Annotated in this window: 19 protein-coding genes and 1 riboswitch; of the genes, 5 read left to right on the top strand and 14 right to left on the bottom strand. The window is 36.8% G+C overall.

Features of this window, described 5'->3' with window-relative positions; translation table 11 throughout:
• Positions 1 to 177: 177 nt before the first annotated feature.
• The gene (gene argC / locus AC0NJP_RS13795; RefSeq protein WP_474700179.1) at positions 178 to 1,125 is read right to left on the bottom strand and encodes an N-acetyl-gamma-glutamyl-phosphate reductase; all 948 of its coding nucleotides are present in this window, start codon (positions 1,123 to 1,125) and stop codon (positions 178 to 180) included.
• Positions 1,126 to 1,969: 844 nt separating this feature from the next.
• On the opposite strand from argC, the gene AC0NJP_RS13790 reads away from it, so the two are divergent.
• Positions 1,970 to 2,518 carry a helix-turn-helix domain-containing protein gene (locus tag AC0NJP_RS13790; protein WP_474700178.1) on the top strand — a complete coding sequence of 183 codons (549 nt, stop codon included), beginning with the start codon at positions 1,970 to 1,972 and terminating at the stop codon, positions 2,516 to 2,518.
• A gap of 4 nt (positions 2,519 to 2,522) precedes the next feature.
• Here AC0NJP_RS13790 and AC0NJP_RS13785 read toward each other — a convergent pair whose 3' ends face one another.
• The 6 genes from AC0NJP_RS13785 to AC0NJP_RS13760 form a co-directional block, all read right to left on the bottom strand.
• A complete protein-coding gene (locus AC0NJP_RS13785) occupies positions 2,523 to 2,930 on the bottom strand; it encodes a hemerythrin domain-containing protein (protein WP_474700177.1) in 408 nt (135 codons plus the stop codon).
• 214 nt (positions 2,931 to 3,144) lie between these two features.
• A complete protein-coding gene (locus AC0NJP_RS13780; protein WP_474700176.1) occupies positions 3,145 to 3,738 on the bottom strand; it encodes a MarR family winged helix-turn-helix transcriptional regulator in 594 nt (197 codons plus the stop codon).
• A 166-nt stretch (positions 3,739 to 3,904) separates the two neighbouring features.
• Positions 3,905 to 4,048, bottom strand: coding sequence for a hypothetical protein (locus AC0NJP_RS13775; protein WP_474700175.1), 144 nt, complete (start codon positions 4,046 to 4,048; stop codon positions 3,905 to 3,907).
• 70 nt (positions 4,049 to 4,118) lie between these two features.
• Positions 4,119 to 4,283: a hypothetical protein gene (locus AC0NJP_RS13770; protein WP_474700174.1), complete on the bottom strand. Its 165-nt coding sequence runs from the start codon at positions 4,281 to 4,283 to the stop codon at positions 4,119 to 4,121.
• A 450-nt stretch (positions 4,284 to 4,733) separates the two neighbouring features.
• A complete protein-coding gene (locus AC0NJP_RS13765; protein WP_474040089.1) occupies positions 4,734 to 5,144 on the bottom strand; it encodes a bacteriohemerythrin in 411 nt (136 codons plus the stop codon).
• Positions 5,145 to 5,159: 15 nt separating this feature from the next.
• Positions 5,160 to 5,543, bottom strand: coding sequence for a bacteriohemerythrin (locus AC0NJP_RS13760; RefSeq protein ID WP_474040090.1), 384 nt, complete (start codon positions 5,541 to 5,543; stop codon positions 5,160 to 5,162).
• A gap of 289 nt (positions 5,544 to 5,832) precedes the next feature.
• Here AC0NJP_RS13760 and AC0NJP_RS13755 point away from each other — a divergent pair, with 289 nt between their 5' ends.
• Positions 5,833 to 7,548 (top strand): methyl-accepting chemotaxis protein, encoded by a 1,716-nt coding sequence (locus AC0NJP_RS13755; RefSeq protein ID WP_474040091.1) that lies wholly within the window; start codon positions 5,833 to 5,835, stop codon positions 7,546 to 7,548.
• 136 nt (positions 7,549 to 7,684) lie between these two features.
• Here AC0NJP_RS13755 and AC0NJP_RS13750 read toward each other — a convergent pair whose 3' ends face one another.
• Positions 7,685 to 9,199: a YifB family Mg chelatase-like AAA ATPase gene (locus AC0NJP_RS13750; protein WP_474700173.1), complete on the bottom strand. Its 1,515-nt coding sequence runs from the start codon at positions 9,197 to 9,199 to the stop codon at positions 7,685 to 7,687.
• Positions 9,200 to 9,708: 509 nt separating this feature from the next.
• Between AC0NJP_RS13750 and AC0NJP_RS13745 the strand changes: the two genes are divergently transcribed.
• Entirely contained in the window at positions 9,709 to 10,056 is a 348-nt protein-coding gene (locus AC0NJP_RS13745; protein WP_474700172.1) for an HAD family hydrolase, read from the top strand.
• A 278-nt stretch (positions 10,057 to 10,334) separates the two neighbouring features.
• Here AC0NJP_RS13745 and AC0NJP_RS13740 read toward each other — a convergent pair whose 3' ends face one another.
• The 4 genes from AC0NJP_RS13740 to AC0NJP_RS13725 form a co-directional block, all read right to left on the bottom strand.
• Complete coding sequence (locus AC0NJP_RS13740; protein WP_474700171.1) at positions 10,335 to 11,243, bottom strand: GGDEF domain-containing response regulator; 909 nt, start codon at positions 11,241 to 11,243, stop codon at positions 10,335 to 10,337.
• Between the two features lie 130 nt (positions 11,244 to 11,373).
• Positions 11,374 to 11,457: riboswitch (cyclic di-GMP riboswitch) on the bottom strand.
• A gap of 117 nt (positions 11,458 to 11,574) precedes the next feature.
• Complete coding sequence (locus AC0NJP_RS13735) at positions 11,575 to 11,889, bottom strand: carboxymuconolactone decarboxylase family protein (protein ID WP_474040454.1); 315 nt, start codon at positions 11,887 to 11,889, stop codon at positions 11,575 to 11,577.
• 68 nt (positions 11,890 to 11,957) lie between these two features.
• Entirely contained in the window at positions 11,958 to 12,464 is a 507-nt protein-coding gene (locus tag AC0NJP_RS13730) for a ClbS/DfsB family four-helix bundle protein (RefSeq protein WP_474700170.1), read from the bottom strand.
• Between the two features lie 146 nt (positions 12,465 to 12,610).
• Positions 12,611 to 13,030, bottom strand: coding sequence for a DMT family transporter (locus AC0NJP_RS13725; RefSeq protein ID WP_474700169.1), 420 nt, complete (start codon positions 13,028 to 13,030; stop codon positions 12,611 to 12,613).
• A 398-nt stretch (positions 13,031 to 13,428) separates the two neighbouring features.
• On the opposite strand from AC0NJP_RS13725, the gene AC0NJP_RS13720 reads away from it, so the two are divergent.
• The gene (locus AC0NJP_RS13720; RefSeq protein ID WP_474700168.1) at positions 13,429 to 14,295 is read left to right on the top strand and encodes an EamA family transporter; all 867 of its coding nucleotides are present in this window, start codon (positions 13,429 to 13,431) and stop codon (positions 14,293 to 14,295) included.
• Between the two features lie 123 nt (positions 14,296 to 14,418).
• Here the strand turns inward: AC0NJP_RS13720 and AC0NJP_RS13715 are convergent, their stop codons facing one another.
• On the bottom strand, positions 14,419 to 17,235 hold the full coding sequence (locus AC0NJP_RS13715) for a PAS domain S-box protein (protein ID WP_474700167.1): 2,817 nt from the start codon (positions 17,233 to 17,235) through the stop codon (positions 14,419 to 14,421).
• 200 nt (positions 17,236 to 17,435) lie between these two features.
• A complete protein-coding gene (locus AC0NJP_RS13710; protein ID WP_474700166.1) occupies positions 17,436 to 18,626 on the bottom strand; it encodes an MFS transporter in 1,191 nt (396 codons plus the stop codon).
• Between the two features lie 294 nt (positions 18,627 to 18,920).
• Between AC0NJP_RS13710 and AC0NJP_RS13705 the strand changes: the two genes are divergently transcribed.
• Positions 18,921 to 19,871 (top strand): metal ABC transporter substrate-binding protein, encoded by a 951-nt coding sequence (locus AC0NJP_RS13705; RefSeq protein WP_474700165.1) that lies wholly within the window; start codon positions 18,921 to 18,923, stop codon positions 19,869 to 19,871.
• Positions 19,872 to 19,937 lie beyond the last annotated feature (66 nt).

Here is a 19,937-nt window from a genome sequence, read left to right as displayed (position 1 = left end):
TACTCTTGCTATGATACAAGTCATAAATTATCTCTAAGCTTGCCTAAAATAAAGATAAAAGTCAAGCATTTGCCATAAAACCAAGTATTTTAGGTTTTGAATTACATAATTTCCCAGGAAATAAAATAAGAGATGCTATAAAAGCACCTCTTTACATACAAATAAAAACCAATAAAACTAAGCTTGAAGACCTGTATCCTCTGGTACACCGAGCATAATATTCATGCATTGGACAGCCGCACCAGAAGCGCCTTTCCCTAAATTATCAAAGCGAGTTGCAACTAGAATACGGTCATTATTGCCAAACACAAAAAGTTCTACCCGATTTGTATCATTGCAGTCTTCTACAGTAAAAAAGCCATTATCAAGAAAAGCGCTCGAATCGTAGGGCATAACCTTTAAAAAAGTTTCCCCAGAGTAGTAATCGGCAAAAAAGTCATGAACTTGTTCAGCCGTCATTTCTTTCTGCAACATGTGCGAATAGAGAGGCAGAGAAACTCCCATTCCTTTGAAATAATTTGCAACAATCGGTACAAAAACTGGTGGATAATTAAGACCGGATATAACCTGCATTTCTGGCAAATGCTTATGCTGCAGGGTCAACCCGTAAGGACGGGGACTATTCAATTGACCCGCTTCAGCACTTTCATATTTCCCAATTAAGCTCTTTCCACCGCCGCTATACCCTGTTAATGAGGTACAAGTTACAGGATAATCAGGCGAAACAATCCCCGCTTTAACCAGAGGATACATTCCCATAGCAAAGCCACTGGCATGACAGCCAGGTACAGCAACTCGTTTAGACTGTTTGATTTTCTCCCGATGCGCCGGGCTAAGTTCAGGCAACCCATATGCCCAATCAGGATTAGTTCTATGAGCAGTACTGGCATCAATTACTCGTGTATGATCATTTTCTATCAAAGCGACAGCCTCTCTGGCTGCGGCATCAGGCAGACAAAGAAAAACAATATCTGCCGAATTAATCAAGCGACTACGTTCTGTTGTATCTTTTCGTTTATCTGAATCAATACTGAGCCACTCAATATCGGAACGTTTCGATAAATATTCGTGAATTTTTAAGCCTGTTGTACCTTCCTGCCCGTCAACGAAAACTCTACTTTTCATTGTTTTGCCATCTCCTTATTTCATCTGTTTGTATAATTATAAGTCATTTTATATTTTTATTCAACGTAGCATTTTATACTTTTTTTAGCTCAAAATAAAAACTTCTGCCAAGGTTCTAGCAGAAGTTTTTAGGATTACTGGGATAACCTGATTTACTTATGTTTTCCTATTACCTATCCTATTGGCTTAACAAGTAGATGAACAGTCATCTGCACAACAGAATAAAAGCAATAAAATGATAATAATAATGATCCACCAGCTATTTCCGCGACCAAAATTCATAATACTGCCTCCTTATCACACTAGCCTTTATCAAGATCGGGGTTACTATAGACTATGTGCGCAAAGAAGAAGTGTTACAAAATTATGTTTTATTTATGCCGCAAGTGAATTTTTTCCATATGTGCTTTCCAACTATTATCCAATTAAAAGAAATCACAAAAAAATTATCGTTTATTATATTGAAAAAAACGCAATTTATGTTAGAATATATTTAACAAACAATTGTCATATTTTAGCGAAAGGAAGGAGAGAAAATGAATTTTTCAACTGTAATTACTTATTTTTGTAAAGACGGTTATCCCGCTTCAAAAGAATATGCATTCCGAAAACTAATTCGTATTTATGATCAAGACCAAAATCTATTTTCCTCCCGGCTAATTGTAAGGTTTTCCCTTACAGACGATTGGTAACAATACTCTTTCTATGGCATCGAATTGACTTATAATCGATGCCATTTTTTTATTTTCAACGCAACAAACAGGATTTTGGCCTTTTGGGTCATAATATTAATTTCATAGGATTGCCAAGATAAGTATTTCTTTATATAAACGGAGGCGATTTTTTGAATAAAATTAATATGATCATTAGCCAAAACCTGCTACGACTGCGCCAAGAGAAGAAAATGAGCCTTGATAAACTGGCTGAATCGTCAGGGTTAAGTAAAGCACTGCTGAGTCAGATTGAACACGGCGATGCCAATCCAACCGTAAATTCTCTATGGAAAATAGCTGTTGGTCTCAAAGTAAGATTTAAAGACTTAATTCAGGAAGCACAACCTCAGATCAGCGTCGCAAGGAAAAAAGAAATCATACCAATTATTGATCATCTGACAGGAATGAAATTATACCCCATTTTCTCCAATTCGAATAAGCTAATTGAAATTTTCATTGCTGAACTTGATCCAGGAAAAATCCACACAGCTCCTTCACATGGTGAAAATTCAGATGAATACGTATTTGTAATCGAAGGAATGTTATTGTTTAATATTAATGATGATGCTTATAAGCTGGAAGCTGGCGACACCCTATGCTTTCAATCAGATCAACCGCACTCCTATAAAAATATAGGTACGGAAAAAGTGCAATTTCAATGCACTTTACATCGCAAATAAAGTCTCATTTTAATAAGGGATATAAATCATGTTCTTCTTTATTCATTCTTTCGCGAATTGCTGCACAAATGCTCTGGGTTTCTTTTATAAAATTATCAGCCTGAGCCGCAATTTTACTGGCGCCCATATAAGACATCTTATAGGTTTCAAATGATTGTCCCAGCGTTCCCATTTCATTAATAAAAAGCTTAGCTGTTGTATGAATTGTTGCATCAGTATTTTGTAATAGCTTTGGATATAAGAATTTATCTTCAGAGGAAAGATGCATTTTTAATATCCCCGCTAATTGAGCTAAAGATTTTGCCACCGTAACCGCGTTATTTTGAAGTAAATCACCTGTTTTATACTTTTCAAGTTCTCCAACTAAAGCAAGAATATCATGATGCTGTCGTAATAAATTATCAATATCCATTTTTCTATTCTCCTTATAATATATTTTTAGCTGTTTTGCAAAAGAATCTTTCAATAACTAAAAATCATACTATAAATTTATCACCCTATAACTCTCCAAGCTGTAATAAATATCACATAATGAAAAAAATAAGCAGATTCTTATTTAAAAGAAAAAATAACCCAGCTACTACCATTGGTAATAGCTGGGTTTGTTATATATCGTATGGTTATTCTTATTTATGTTTCTGGTCGTCTTGACCTTCAAATTGATGATGATGCCAATGTTGCCCAGGATGGCCTTGACCGCCGCAATGATGGCCATGTCCTTCATGACATTCGTGACCATGATGTCCATGTGGCCCATGATGATGCTTTAACATTTCCTCTGCCTGCTCACCGAGTCCCTCTTTCAGTGATTCAATAAGCTTGTCCATATAGGAGGAAAGATTCGTTTTCTCTTCATCATTAAGGCAATCAAACAGACTGTTTTCTTTTTCCTGCGGTGTTTCGTCAGCAACAGCTGCCGCCAAACCTTGTTCGGTAAGTTCAATTTCCATTGCCCGGCGATCTTCTGCTGATTGGTTTCTTTTAATATAACCGGCCTGCTCCAATTTTCCCAGAAGTTCACCAATTGATTGGGGCCGAATCCCCAATAAAAATGATAACTTCTTCTGACTCATTTTAGGCTCCAGTTTCAGTAGAGAAAGAATACGACCTTGCCCACGATAAGGATTATGTGTTTGACAACCTTTCATATGATGATGTTTATGCATCATTAAACGGCTAAAAACAACAAACTGTTCAATTAAATTTCTATCTTGTTCCATAATTATCTCTCCTTTTCAAAATAATAAGGTACCTTCTGTTTTTAATTATATACAGGTACCTTATTAATGTCAAGGAACTTCTTAATTATTTTTCCAAGACGTTTTTATATCAATTAATACGATTTCGCAGCTTACTTTTCTAACCGCTTTGCAATTGGAACTTATTTTATTCTTGTTTATCCATTTTAGCAGCAATGCGTTTTAACGATTTTGCGATACTAAACAGCAAATATAAAAAACCGCCTGCAATCATTACATGAATAACCGCGCTAGCTATGCCCCAGATAAAAAAGCCGCCATGATGAAACATAAAATCACCTTCTTTATTTTGATACTTAAATCATACATAAAGATTGTGACTAACTCATGACAACTCTGTTTTATGCTCCGAGTAAAATTTTCTCGGACTGTGTGCCACAGCGCCGACACTTTACAGCTATTACAATCGTCTTACTATCATTTGAGACTCTGACAATCTCAAAATCAAAGCCTTCCATTTTGGCAGATAAACTCTCTGTATTTCCACACTTGCAGCTTAAACGCATAAAATTCCTCCCTTTAGTCGATTACTATGAACCAAATACCATTCTCATCAAACAGTTTGACTTTTTTATCGCAAATCCTGCAAGTCTATCGCATTCGTAAACGGTCAACCTTGATCAAAATAACCTCATGCGCCTCCATATCTTTATTATGTCCCGCTAATCCTTTTACAAAAACGCTTCCCGCCATATTCTATATTGTCATAAATTCTATAGAAACTTACAGGCAAATTTTTCTGCGCTATATCGCTTTTTCCTAAACAGAACATTTGTTCGTCTTTGATTATATGGCTTTTGATACAAAAAATCAAATGGAAGATATAAAAATAAAAGCAGCTACTAAGGAAATTGTCCTTCAATAGCTGCTTTTTAGGTTGTCTAATTGATTCTTTAACCATCTCACCTGCGGCAGATCGCCCGTAGTGTAAGGTTCTTCTTGTATCTAAATACACATCACTTTTCTTCTTTCATTGCCTTTAAGAAAAAACTAGAATAATGCATATCGGTATTACAAATATGATTGATCAACCACTCCCGTAAGATATTTAGAAGTTGATTTGCCTGCAACAAGTTTTGATCATGCAAACCACGAAGTTCTGTTACTTTTTGGGCAAATTCATCATGAATTTCTTTATGTTCTTTATATTTAGGGTAATTATACTGAAGCATCATTTTTTCTTCATGGGCAAAATGTTTTTGTGCGTACACAGTCGCTTTATCAAGTAAAGCAGCCATTGAATCCTTCCCTTTTCCGGATTTCATTGCCTCATGTAAAGAATTGATCATAGCAACCAATTGTTTATGTTCTTCGTCAAATTCAGAAAGATGCACACTAAAATTAGAGGTCCATTCGATTAAGGCCATATTGATACCTCCTCTTTATTGTTTATATTTCATATCCATTTGCATAATATGATTCAAAAACCAATTATTTAGAAATGGTAGTATCTGAATAGCTAAAATTGTATTTCCGGCCTCATAAGTTGATTTAAATTCATCAATTTTATTCAAAAAAGTGACATGTTGCTGTTTTTGAGTAGAAAGTTCCTGACTTGCTATTGATGATAAATATTTTTCTTCACTGGCGAAATGATCTTGAGCATAATGCGTTAAATCACTTAAAAGCGATGACAACATTGGTTTACTCTGGCCAGTCTTCATGGCTTGATGTAAATTACTAATCATTTCAATTAGCTTTTGATGATCCTTATCCATTACAGGAATATTAACGCTATATTTATTATCCCAACCTGACAATGCCATATTACCTCTCCCTTCCTGTTTACTTGTTTTTTCGACAAAATATACCATTTTCCTTCTTTTGTTTTAAAAATTTTTATCAATTTTTATTTTTACCTTTAATGATTGGCCTATTTTAGACATAATTAACAGATGAGTTAATCACTTATTTAGAAAACAAACAAAATCTAATTATATTTTAAAGCTCTTTTCCAGTTATTACGACAATAAATAACATTCGCATGTTAAAAATGTAGGTTTTTGATAATTACAGTCGAATATATGTAAGTAAAAATTATTTAGGAGGGGTACTATGAATTTTTTAAGGACTGTAACGGTTCGTTCTAAATTATTCCTTTTAAACGCAATCGCCTTTTTATCTTTAATTCTCTTCGGATATATTAGCTACGTCTTCCTACATCAATCAAACGATATGACAAACTATATCTATGATGACTGCCTTGTTCCCATAGCTCTCGTTAACGAAAATAGATCTTACATAAATAGAATGAATGCTGCCATTCTGGAATTAATGCTAACGACCGATGATAAAAAAAATTCAGAACTTAAAAACCTAATTGATCAACGAACTAGACAGCTCAATGATAATTTCGGATTAATTGAAAGTAAACCCCATGATACGCAGAGTCAAGAGTTACTCAACAAAGCTAAAATATCTCTCCAATCCTATTTAGCAAGCAGTCAACAAACACTAGCTCTTGCTCTGCAAAATAAAAATGAAGAAGCCTATCAACTTTATGTAAAAACTGTTGAAAAACAAGCTCAAGCTTCTATTGACGATATGAGACAAGTTTCAGAATACTATAATAAAGTATCATTACAAACGAAACAAAAATCCACGGATTCTTTTAATACATCAAATCGAATTACTATTTTTCTCGTTATGTTGTTAGGTTCTATTTTCTTAATAAGCGGATATTACATTTCCAAGCAAATTGTAAATCCTTTAAAAAGCATGGTGTCATTTTGTGAAGAACTCGCTGCCGGAGATTTTACGGATAAGCCTCGGCGCATCATGAATCAAGATGAATTTGGCCAAGTTTCAAACGCTTTACTTAACATGCGAATGAACTTACGATCCATCCTAAAACAAATCCATGAATCCTCGGAACAGGTGGCCGCTTCTTCTCAGCAATTATATGCTAGTGCTGAGCAATCTGCATTAGCTTCTACTCAAGTCGCCTCTTCAATCAATGATGTGGCTAAAAGCGCCGAACAACAACTACAAGCGGCATTAAAAACATCAAATATAGTAGATAATCTTGCAGGAAATATCCTAGAAGCAACGGATACAGCCTATACAGTTTCAACACAATCCGAAAACGCTTCCAATCAAGCAAACGAAGGAAATCACTCGGTAGAAAAGGCAATTACTCAAATGAATAATATTGAAAAAACCGTATTTGCCTCGGCTGAAGTTGTACAAAAACTTGGCGAACGTTCTAAAGAAATTGGGCAAATTGTTGATACAATCTCTGGCATCGCTGGCCAAACAAATCTTTTGGCCTTAAATGCCGCAATTGAGGCAGCAAGAGCGGGAGAACAAGGTCGAGGCTTTGCTGTAGTGGCAGAAGAAGTTCGAAAATTAGCTGAACAATCTCAAGATGCGGCAAAACAAATTGCTGAATTGATCACGGAAATACAAAATGAAACCGATAAAGCCGTTAATTCCATGAATTCTGGTACAAAAGAAGTAAAACTTGGTACTGAGGTTGTAACTCTCGCCGGGAAAACTTTCAAAAATATTGCAGAATTAATTATAGGAGTCTCTAATCAAATGAAAAGTATCTCTACAACAATGGATCAGATGTCAACGAATAGTGAAGAAATTGTATTTTCGGCCAAAATCATTGATGACTTGAGCCGTAAAACGGCAGAGCAATCGGAAACCGTATCTGCCGCAACAGAAGAACAATCGGCTACAATGGAAGAAGTTGCTTCTGCCAGCCAAGCCTTAGCAAGATTGGCAGAAGGAATGAGAAACGCCGTACTAAAATTCAAAATTTAATAAAGAGAGATAAGCCCACGAATACTCATAATAGTCTTGTTTCAAACTAGAATGGCTTGACAGTTTAAACGCTAAGATCTTCCTTATTTCGTATATTTGCGGAGATTTCGGGAACGTACCCATTACTAAACTATTTCTACGCTTTAAATAAAGGGTTGCGAAATTGAATTGCTTCAGCAATGTGACGATCTGTAATTTGTTCTTCTTGATCTAAATCGGCAATTGTTCGTGCTACTTTTAAAATTCGATCATAACCGCGAGCACTCAGCTCTAGTTTTTGAAAGGCGCCTTTAAGTAATTTTTGCGCACTTACAGTTAAACAACAAGTTTTTAACACCTGTTTATGGCTCATTTGTCCATTGCAAAAAATACTCCATGGTGCCAATCGCTCTTGCGTCAGATTTCTTACCGCGGTAACTCGTTTACGGATCGTTTCTGATGGTTCACCTTGCGATTTTAGGGATAAATCATCGTAAGAAACGGGTTCTACCCATAAATAGATATCAATACGATCAAGCAAGGGCCCTGAGATTCTATGTTGATATCGTCGAACCTCTTGTTCAGAGCAGGTACAGCGATCACTAGGAAAGAAGCCGCAATTGCATGGATTAGCTGAAGCAATTAATACGAATCTAGCAGGAAATGAAATAGTGGCATTTACTCTAGCAATAGTTACAATACCATCCTCTAAGGGTTGCCGCAATACTTCAAGCACCTGACGTGAAAACTCGGGCAGTTCATCGAGAAATAATACCCCATGATGAGCTAGACTTACTTCTCCCGGTCTAGGGATTCTCCCGCCACCAATCATGCTTGCAGCTGAAAGTGTATGGTGAGGGTGGCGAAAAGATCGTTTTCGTATAAGGCCTGAAGGCCTCTGCAATTCGCCGCTGACACTATAGATTTTGGTTACTTCTAATGCTTCTTCTTCTGTAAGCGGCGGTAAAATAGAAGGCAGTGCTTTCGCCAGCATTGTTTTTCCCGCTCCTGGTGGGCCGACCATAAGTAGATTATGGCCGCCAGCAGCGGCAATTTCCATAGCTCTTTTAGCAACAAGTTGCCCTTGAACATCAGCAAAATCGAACTCGTAATTTCCGCTAAGAAATGCTTCAGGCTCTGCCTCAATACAAGGCAGAGCCTGATTCTCTGTCAAATAGCCAACAAGCTGGCGTAATGTAGCGGCAGCTCCAACAAAAGGATTTCCCATAAGTAATGCTTCAGATCCGTTTTCCGGCGCTACATAAACAGCATTCAGTTCCTGATTTTTTGCGGCTATGACCATTGGTAAAATACCACTTATCGGCCGCAAACGACCTTCTAAAGATAATTCGGCCGAAAAAAGACAATTGTTAATTTTGTCCTGAGCGAGCTGTTCACTAGCGCATAAAATTCCCATAGCAATAGGCAAATCTAATCCAGAGCTATCTTTTTTGAGTTCTGCTGGAGCCAAATTTACAGTAATACGTTTTTGCGGATATATAAATCCAGAATTTTTTAAAGCAGACCGAACCCGTTCTTTTGATTCTCTAACAGCGGTGTCAGGTAATCCCACGATATCAAAACAGGGTATTCCGTTACTAATATCGACTTCTACGGTAATAATAATTCCGTCAAGGCCAAGCGTCGTAGCGCCAAAACTTTGTGCATACAATTTTGTCCCCCCAAGAAGTTCTTTATAGTTCTCTTTTCTTGCTTTCTTTTTTTTATAGAAAAAACCCTTTTTGTCAAACCTATAGCAATAGAGCATCTACTAGATGTTTTTTGGGTATACTTAGCGAATTTAACAATTCCTTGTCCTTAAAGAGCAACTAATATAACGTCTTCGATACCGGAATAAAGCGATTTTTCCTGAACAGATATTTAGTGACTTTGTGATGTAAAATTGTTACTAAAGTAGCCATTTCCAGAAATTCTTTTATCGATCGATTGGTAGAATAAGTAAGCTGAAAAGTAGCAAGGATTACAAATGCAAATAAAACTCTTATTAGAGAATTGCATAATACAATTCTCTAATTGTAAAGATAATTATCTGGGACAGTACCATAATGATTACTCTTGCTGTTACGAGGCTGTATATGTGCGGATGCCACAGCAAATACACTAGGTTCTGCCTTGCCCTGGGGGAAGTATTTCGAAATAAATCATAAGGAGCAAATAATAATGGTCAAAACCGTTGTACTTGATTTTGATGGTGTGATCCACAGCTATACAAGTGGATTTCAGGGAGTTGAAGTTATTCCTGATCCACCTGTTACGGGGATAAAAGAGGCGATTGAGGAGATTCGAAAGCATTATCGAGTTGTGATTGTGTCTACTCGCTGCCATCAAACTGGGGGAAAAGAAGCTATTAATACATGGTTAAAACAATATGGCATAGTCGTTGATGACGTAGCTGTACACAAGCCGCCCGCAATAGTGTATGTCGATGATAGAGCTATTTGTTTTGATGGTAATTCAAGGGGGTTATTAGGTAAAATAAGGCGCTTTAAAACCTGGTATCACAACTAAACTATCAAGCCATTTTTATTGTGAGAGACTATCCCGAATTCATTCCCAACTAGAAATATTTTGGCTGACAGACTTGAATACCTTGACAGCAAGGGGCTTTTCCGTATAATGCAAGCAAGGGACAACTAGCCAAGATGACTGTTTTTCCCCTATAAAAATATATACTCTTTTTATACCAGTTGCGTTTACACAAAATGAGGGACATTCCTCATATGCAATAAAAATCTCTAAGCTCATACCAGCTTAGAGATTTTTACAGAATTTAAGATATTCCCACTTCATTCTTCGATAGAAATATAGCAATTTCTTCCTTCTCTTTTCGCATTATAGAGTCCTATATCAGCGCGTTTAATGAGCTTAGCCGGTTTATAATCATCATTTGGTTTCAATGATGCAACTCCCATGCTAACTGTGATAAACTCACTTACATCTGACATCTCATGTTTTAAAGCTAATTTTTTTATATTTTCTTGAATCCTCTGGGCAACTACAATTGCACCACTAAGCGGTGTTGCTGGCAGTAAGACAACAAATTCTTCTCCACCATATCTACCGACAATATCGATTGACCTAGAAAGTGAATTTTTTATTGTTTGGCTAACTTTTCTCAAACACTCATCGCCTTCTAAATGCCCATAGATATCATTGTAGTTTTTAAAAAAATCTATATCAATCATTATCGCTGATAAATATTCATTATTACGATGTGAGCTAAGACATAATTTATTTAATGCCTCTTCTAAAAAACGACGATTATATATCTCTGTCAATTTATCAATCATTGACAAACTCACTAAAATGTCTCTTTGCTTTTTTAATTCAAGCTGACTCTCAATACGGGCTTTTATAACTGCTATGTCTGTGTTCTTCGTAATGTAATCAACCGCTCCCATTGAAAACCCTGTTGTTTGATGCTGCGGAGAGGAATTGGAAGAAATAAATATTACTACTATGTCTTGAGTAGCCGGATTTTCTTTGACTTGCCGACAAATTTCGTAGCCATCAATATCTGGTAGCATTATATCTAATAAAATAAGATCAATTTTTCGAGATATAATGATCTTTAAAGCCTGTGACCCGGAAGTTGCACAATAAACACTATAATTATCTTGCAAAATTTTCATTAATAAATTACAGTGAAATTTTTCATCATCAACAACGAGAACTGTCTGCTTACCAAAATTCATCTTATCGTCCTTTCTCTTCCACTTTAAAGTTCAGAAAACAAAGCCAACATGGAACGATAACTTTAGTGATAGCTACATCAATGATTTCTCATTTTATTGCAATAAAAAACCAGGTTATCATCGTAATTAATGATGTAACCTGGCAGTCTTAGAAAATTCCTTTAGACCCACGGCTTTGCGTCCCATCCTTTCGGGTGGTTTGCCTACCAAATATTTCTTTAATGAAAATTATACCATAATGATTCAAAATTTCAAAGGAGCCTGCCAAATGTATCCAATAATACATCTGACAGGTTTTCATTCCCTCATCTTGTTGAAATAAACAAAACGTCTACTTTCCTTTAAATTCACTATCATAGGCTTCAAGTGCTATCGGCAACGCAGTAATCACCTTATTTCCTACTGCGGGGAGCGCTAATAAAACTGCACTTTTAATCTCATCTCTAGTAGCACCTAACTCCTGAGCATGTTTTACATGAAAAGGAAGACCACTTAGCAGTCCAACCGCCGCTAAAACAGCAATATAAGCAATCTCTTCTGTTTTGGAATCAAGGCTGCTAGCCTCGTCTAATTTTTGAACAGTTTCTAACCATGTTTTCGATTGTTCCGGAGCTTCTTTTAAAAAGCAGTCAAATGCATTACTCATATTTTTCAAGTAAATCCCTCCCAAATAGCACATTATTTTGTTATTTATAGATTCCGATAATCGCTGGGTCAAACATTCTTTTTCCATTTCCTAATCTTGGTTCTAAAATTCTTAAAAGGCGCAACCGAATTTATATGTATCCACTTCCACATTGGCCAATTCGCTTTTGTTACTGTCCATTCACGCGCATTTGGAGTAAATAATTCTTCCTCACTTAATTGATCGATCCAAGCACACCATGCTGCAACGTTTTCCCCAAATAATTTGCGTAATTCCTGTAGCGAGTACCCGCTGTATTCATAATAAAATTTTTGATAAAGTTGTCCCAACTGATTCCATTTATAGTCCAGTGAGGGAGTAATAACTTTTTTCCCATTTAATTCATCTATTTCCCATCCCATAATAAGATTTAACCATCCGAGCTGATATGCTAGCATTTCCTGCGGCGTCTTATCCACTTGCGCAATGCGAACATTTCCTTTTTCATCTGGAATCTCATCAAATTCTTTGTCAAAAAGCAAATAAGTCTTTTGTATAGCGGCAATTAATTCAACTTTACTATTGTATTGTATCATTTATCATGGCACACTCCATTTTTTATAACCACTTCAAATTTAATAAGCAAAAAATATCTAAGGTAGATTAATGCCTCAAATTTGAACACGCTTTAAAACTAATTTGAAAAAAGTTACAGGATTTTATGAGCAGTTATTGACACTCTCTAAGATCTAGCTAGCCAATAAACCCCAGTCAGTATAAGTATGCAACTTCCTACTTTATTGTATGTTATCGGGGAAACTTCAACACCAACAAGTCCAAAATGATCAACGACAGCCGCAGTAATAATCTGAGCTGCTAATACTAAGGCAAATACCTTTAATGTTCCAATATTCGCTATAGAGTATGAAAAACCATACATTGCACAAATCCCCATCATTCCTGAAATCAAGGCTTTAGTAGATATTGTATCACTAATCTTTTGCTGATTATATAAAACAAATAATAATGCAAATAAAATCTGAAAAATAGAGACTCCTATAATCATAATAAATTGTCCCGATAACTTTCCTATTTGCGAATTAATAGCTCCTTGTATGGGTAAAATTATTCCAGTAATAATCGCCGCTAAGACGCTTAGCATTATGTTTCTCCCCTTATATTAGTAGTTTTCTCATTTCTTCTCTTTATATCTAAACCATATTTTGATTTACAAAATACTAACTCTATTATACAAAAAACAAATTATCTTAAAAATAGTCAACAGTTGAAACGGCTAAAAATTTAATTTTCTATAACGATCTACAATTTTTTCTTTCTGATTTAAATTCTGATATAAAGTGAATCATAAACCAAGTATTAACTATAATTCCCTTAGAATTTTCAGTTGTTGACGAACAAAAAGAAAACTGCTATGCTTAGATAAGCTTAAAACTGAATCATAAAACCATCTTTGGATGTGGATTTTTCTAGAGAAATCTATTTTCGCCACACAATATCTATTGGGATATTGTGTGGCGTTTTTTATTGGGAGGAGATATTTTGTCAAGAAATTCTTATGCATTTCTAGTATTTTTAGGTGGATGCAGTTATGGCATCCTTTCTACGCTTGTCAAGATTGCTTACGCAAGTGGTTTTACAGTAAATGATGTTTGTGGATCACAAGGATTTTTCGGCATGTTGCTTCTCTGGGCTGTCGTGTTGTTTCAGCGAAAACAATTTATCCCATGGAAAAAAACTTTGTTATTAGTTTTATGTGGTTCGCCGATTGGACTAACGACTGTTTTTTATTATACGTCATTACAAACGTTGGATGCCTCGTTAGCAATTATATTTTTATTCCAATTCATTTGGATTGGAGTATTATTGGAAGGAATATTTTTTCGGCGAATTCCTACATGGCAAAAAATTGTAGCAATTACTGTACTCCTTATTGGATCACTATTTGCTACTGGAATAAAAATGGGGACTAATAATGTCTTTGTTTCACCAGGAATGATCTGGGGCTCTGCAGCAGCATTCTCTTACTCTCTAGTGATTCTCAGTAGCGGAACCGTTGCGCGTGACGTTTCCCCCATTCTGAAAAGTGCACTTATGTCGATTGGCGCCACAGCAACCATCTTCTGTTTTCTACCACCATTTTTCCTCACAAATATACCTGTACTTTTACAATTGATGCCCTATAGCATATTACTGGGATTATTTGGTATTGCCCTGCCTCCATTGTTGTTCTCCATTGGGATTCCTAAAATTGGAGTCGGCCTTGGAAGTATCTTAACCTCATCAGAACTTCCTATAGCGATGCTTCTATCAGCCTTTGTATTGGGGGAGCACATCGCCACCTTGCAGTGGCTGGGGATTATCATGATTTTGGGCGGAATCATTGTAGGTAACCTACAAAAAACCTGATTGGTACTGGTTCAAATTAGTTGGCATTCCTGCTAACCATAGTTACACTTTAAAAAAGTTTCAGGCTCTGCCTCAATAGAAGGCAGAGCCTGATTTTCGGTTAAATAGCCCATGAGCTAGCACTCATCTAGTTAAATATTTAATTAGCATAACCTCATTCCCCTTGGCATTATAAATCATTTTATCAGTCCAAGATAACATAATTGGAATACCTCGTCCATTCTCACAGGAGATCACCTGTTCAAAAACCTGTGCTAAGCCACAATGGCGGTAGCGCATAATCTGTTCATTACCGCCAAATCCTGGCCCATCATCTTTTACCCGCATTACCAACGCTGCACCTACTTTATTCACTTTCACACAAATATTTGTGCCATAATGACAGGCATTACTGAGCGCTTCTCCTATAACGGCTTCTAACTTGCAAGCTTCGTCTCCTGCAACACGCTGAAAAATTGCTGATAATGCTATTAATATTTGCTCATATCTTTCTGCACTTTGAAATCGATATACGACAGGTAATTTTTCTAGAGTTCCTATTTTAAGACACAAAGCCGAGCAATCGTCTTCCCGTTGCGGCGAAGTAGAAATTGCCCGTAAACGTTCCATTGTAGCTGCAAAATCTCGCAAATCAGCCGTGGCTGCTTTAGGGTAAACATCATAAATACCATCTGTCATAAAATAAAAAGTATCACCTGATTGGATAGAAAAGGTAGTTGTTTCAAAATAGGGATTTTCTGCAGCCCCAAGAAAGAGACCAGGTACCGCAATAAGTCCCTTTTTCTCGGCAGTATCTGCTAATAAATAATTAATGCCGCAAGAAATACAAGTTAATTCCCTTGTGCTCAGATTTAAGGTAAAAGCGATCATTGCCGCAAAAGAATGATCTGGAAAATACTGATTTAAATAACGATTCAATCGAGTAATTGACTCTGTTGTCCAAGCCTCTGCCTTATCCATAATCTCATTTAACAAACTGCTAATCGCCGCGGTGTACAAAGCAGAAGCAACGCCGTGGCCAGTAACATCAATAAGATAGCCATGTAATACCGTCCCATTATGAAACCACCGATAGCCGTAGAAATCGCCGCTAATAAGGGTTGCTGGTTCAAAAATAGAACAAATCGTCACTTGATTCTTTTCATAATCAACTGGCAATAAGGATTTTTGGACTCGTCCAGCCATGTCAACTTGATGCTGTACTTCAGCCTGCAACCGCTGCTGTTCGGCTACGTCACGACACGATAACAGGATTAACTTTCTGTTGCGATGTCGAATCAATACGGCTGCTAATTCGACATAGATAACAGAAAGGTTCTGTTGTTGATAGCGCCAAACGGTATTGGGCGACCAACTTCCTCTTGTTTGTAACGCATGCTCGATCCCAGCCATATCGTTTGCTGTCAGAAGTCCAATCGTCTCGAATGATTTTTGAACTACGGTCTCAGCCGTACAGCTAAATAGTCGTGTAAAGGCTTCATTGACTTCAATAACCTGCTGAGTTTCCTTATCAATTACAGCAATTCCTTCTGACGATTTTTTCATTACGGCTTCATACCATTCCTGACTTTCTCGCAATAACTCTTCCGTCTTTTTACGTTCAGTAACATCTTCGCCAATTAAGGCCACATGACCGTTTTCCGGACTATAAATAGAAAAGCAATAATATCTTGCATGCATTTCTATATAGAATTCTTTCTGTGTCGCCTTACCGGACTTAGCTACATAACCAAGTACAGCAAACCAATCTTTCTCATTTTTTATTTTTGGTCTTACTTCCATAATTCTTTTGCCAATAATGTCTGCTGCCGTCAACTGAAATGCGTTTTCAAAAGATGAATTCACCTCTACATATTCTAAATCTGCTGCCTCACCTGCTTCATTAAAAACAACGCGATAATAGACAAAAATATTTGGCATATTTTCAAATAATCCACGATAACGCGCCTCGCTAGTAGCAAGAATATTACGACTATTTAACAGTTCATCCTGAATAGCCTGTCGTTCCATAACTTCTTCTTCCAACGTCGCATTGAGTTCTTGTAATTGACTGGTTCTTTCCTTGACTCGCATTTCAAGTTCATTGTTGAGTTGGTGTAAAGCAGTCTCAGCATTTTTCCACGCAGTGATATCATGATTAATTTCTAATATGGCAATAGGTTCACCATATTCATTTTTCCGCAGTGTCTGATGACTTTGCACAATAATTTTTTTGCCATCTTTAGCGGTATGAATAAGTTCGCCTTCCCAATGAGAATGCTCTTCGAGGACTTTCATAATCCCTTCGAGCGGCTCAGGAAAAACCGTCTGCAACAAATCATGCGTAATATTCCCGAGGGCATCCTTCGCTGTAAAACCATAGCCCTTCTGCGCTCCCTGATTCCAATAAATAATTCGGCTTTCTAAATCACGAACTAGAATAAAATCATATGCTAAATCAAGCAATTCGGCTTGAGAACGGTTATGTTCCTCAGCGTTGACCCGCTCCATACTCTCTTCCTCTAAGGCGGCATTCAGTTCTTGCAATGTAAAAGTCTGCTCTTGCAGCTTCACATTCAATTCTTGCAATTCTTGCAGTCCTATTTGAACTTTGATCCGATTCTGCAGCATAGTTTCGCAAATATATGAGATGGCTATACAAATCAGGAAAAATACGGCTAAAGAAATGCGATCAGCATTACTATTGATCACAAAAATTTGCCCAAAGGGCATTAACCAATAATAAGAAATTACGGCACTTGATAAAAAAGTAGTTGCTAAACCAGCCCAAAAGCCGCCATAAACAGCAACAACCATAACGGCTGGATAGAAAGTCAAATAAGGCACTGAAATTCCCAAATCACGCAAAAGAGAAAATCGCAAAAAAGCAGCGATAATTACGCTGACAGGGACTGCCATATATATCTTCCAATTCCCCCCACTTTCCCGGAAAGATCTCATAGCCCCCCCTCACTTTCCTCATATACTCAGTGAAAAAACTCTTATCTGTCACTGCACTTCCAATTAATACTTTCTTCGACATAATAAGTCGATATCTTGCAAGATCAAATTATTTTATTAAAATTATTTTCAAAGAAAAACCCGCAACTTTAAGTTGCGGGCTAAAAATTATTTTATATAAACAGTAGGAGTTATTCTTCCTATTCGACTTCACTTTGTTGTTGCAATGAAGCTTTTCTTGTCAAAACCATTTGTCCAACAAAAAACAGTAAAAAGAGCGCCATAGCTCCAGCAGAGAAAATATACATCTTTATAAAACCTATATGTTCTGCTACCATCCCCAGCAAAATTGCTCCGGCACTAGTACCAACATCAAGCATATTGTAAAAAGTTGCACTCGCCGCACTTCTACGGTCAGGCGCGACAATATTTAACATCCAGGTAATTAACGCAGGCAAGAGCAGCCCACCACCAAAGCCATATAAAACGGCTGCAGTCAGTAATAATGTAAAAGAATGTGTTTGAATCAAAATAACCAAGGCTGAAAATAACAAAATAGATCCCGGAATCATAATCCAGGCTGGCCCCTTAACATCAAAAATTTTACCGCCAATAGGTCGCGATAAAAATACGCAAAGGGTACCTACTACAAAAAAAGCTCCGGAATTATCAATATGCGCTTCTTGTGCCAACATAGCTACAAAAGTATTAATACTGCCGTAGCTCAGTCCAAATAGCATAGTCAGCAGAGAAGGCATCCCCGTCCCTTTTTCAAAGAGTTTATCTTTGAAAGAAACTTTTCTTCTCTGTTCGACTGGACGACTAGCAATAGCCGGTGCATGACAAAAACGTGTATTGATAACAGCAACCCCTGTTAATAAAGCAGAAAAAATAAACATAGCTATAAAGCCCTGTGCTTCCATGAGCCAAACACCTGTCGCTGGCGCCAACGCCATGGCAACCGTACTACCTAGGCCAAAATAACCAATTCCCTCACCACGTCGTGATGCTGGTATAATATCAGCAACAATGGCGGCTGAAAAAGTCGTAGTCAAACCGAACCCAATACCATGAAAAATTCTTGTAATGATCATACTTTCTACAGAATTAAACATGGCATAACTAATTGTGCAAAGAAAAGAAATAAACAAACCAACATAAAGACACTTTTTCTTGCCTAATTTTTCAACGCCCAAATCAGTAAATAAACGAATAAAAATTGCGGAAAAGCCAAAAATGCCAGTAATAAGCCCAATTTGTGAACCATTTGCGCCTTGTGCAGCGGCATAAACAGGCAAAGTAGGCAGTAAAATATGAAACCCGCCAAATAAAAAGGAATTTGCTAAAACAAGTAGTATAAAATTCTTGGTCCATAAACGAGTTGTATCCATATAAATCTCTTCCTTCCCATAGAAATAACAAACTGTTAAAATAATTCACTAGTTAACTAATTACTCAATAATTTGTATTTTACGCTCCTTTTAGCGCCTTGTCAATGAAAGCCTTTTATAGAAAAAGTCTATTGTTTTTTCTCCTTAACTGTTTTATACTAAATTTATTAGTAAAATTTAGCTCTAAAATAACTAAAGTCAATTAGTTATTTTTTCTTTGCATCCTAAATAAGAATATTCTTATTTAGGATGCGGCCCTACACTTCAAAATTCATCAAACAGGAGGCTCGTTTCATGAAAAAAATCTTACTTCCCCTACTTACTTGTCTGCTACTGACAAGCTTGCTATTAATAGCAGGCTGCAGCAGTAAGACAAATCAAAATCAAGCAACCCCCTCGTCAGAAAAAGTAAAGATAATTGCCACGGTTTACCCCGTCTATGATTTTACTCGCATTGTCGGCGGCGACAAAGTAGATCTTTCTCTTCTCGTACCGCCAGGGGCAGAACCACATGACTGGGAACCAAAAGCAAAAGACATTGCAGCATTAAAAACAGCAAAAGCCATTTTCTATCAAGGAAATGGTCTTGAACCTTATGCCGATAAACTCTTGACGCCAGAACAGTTGGGACAAACTAAGCCGTTTCAAATCGGCAAAGATATTACACTTCTACCAGCAAGCGAAGCAGAAGATGAAGATTCTGCTAAACACGAAAAAATTGCAAATGATCCTCACGTCTGGCTTGACCCTGTCAATGCCAAACAAGAAGTAAAAAACATTTTAACGGCATTAATTACAATTGATCCTGCCAATAAAGAATATTATCAAAAAAATGCTGATCAATTGACAGCAGACTTAGAAAAGCTTAATCAAGATTATACTACCACCTTGCAAGCACTGCCTAAAAAGGATTTTGTCACGACCCATGCTGCGTTTGCCTATTTAGCGAAGCGATATCAACTCAACCAAGTTCCCCTTATGGGACTAGCTCCTGATGCTGAGCCAACGCCTGATAAAATGGCTTCCATCGTACAATTCGTTCGCCAGCATAAAGTAAAAGTCATCTTTTTCGAGACTCTTGTCAGTCCTAAGCTGGCTGAAACAATTAGCAAAGAAACTGGAGCTACAACTCTTGTATTAAACCCGATTGAAGGGTTAACAGAAGAAGAAATGAAAGAGGGAAAAAACTATCTTACTATCATGCGAGAAAATTTAGACCATCTTAAAATAGCATTAAGTGAATAAATAAACTAAAAAACACGGCGCAAAGCCGTGTTTTTAGTTTTAAGCAAAGCACTCTTGTCATAAATT

The organism is Pelorhabdus sp. sgz311002 (genome assembly GCF_056134285.1).
The sequence above is the reverse complement of the archived record's forward strand: the minus strand, read 5'-3'. Positions and strand labels throughout refer to the sequence as shown.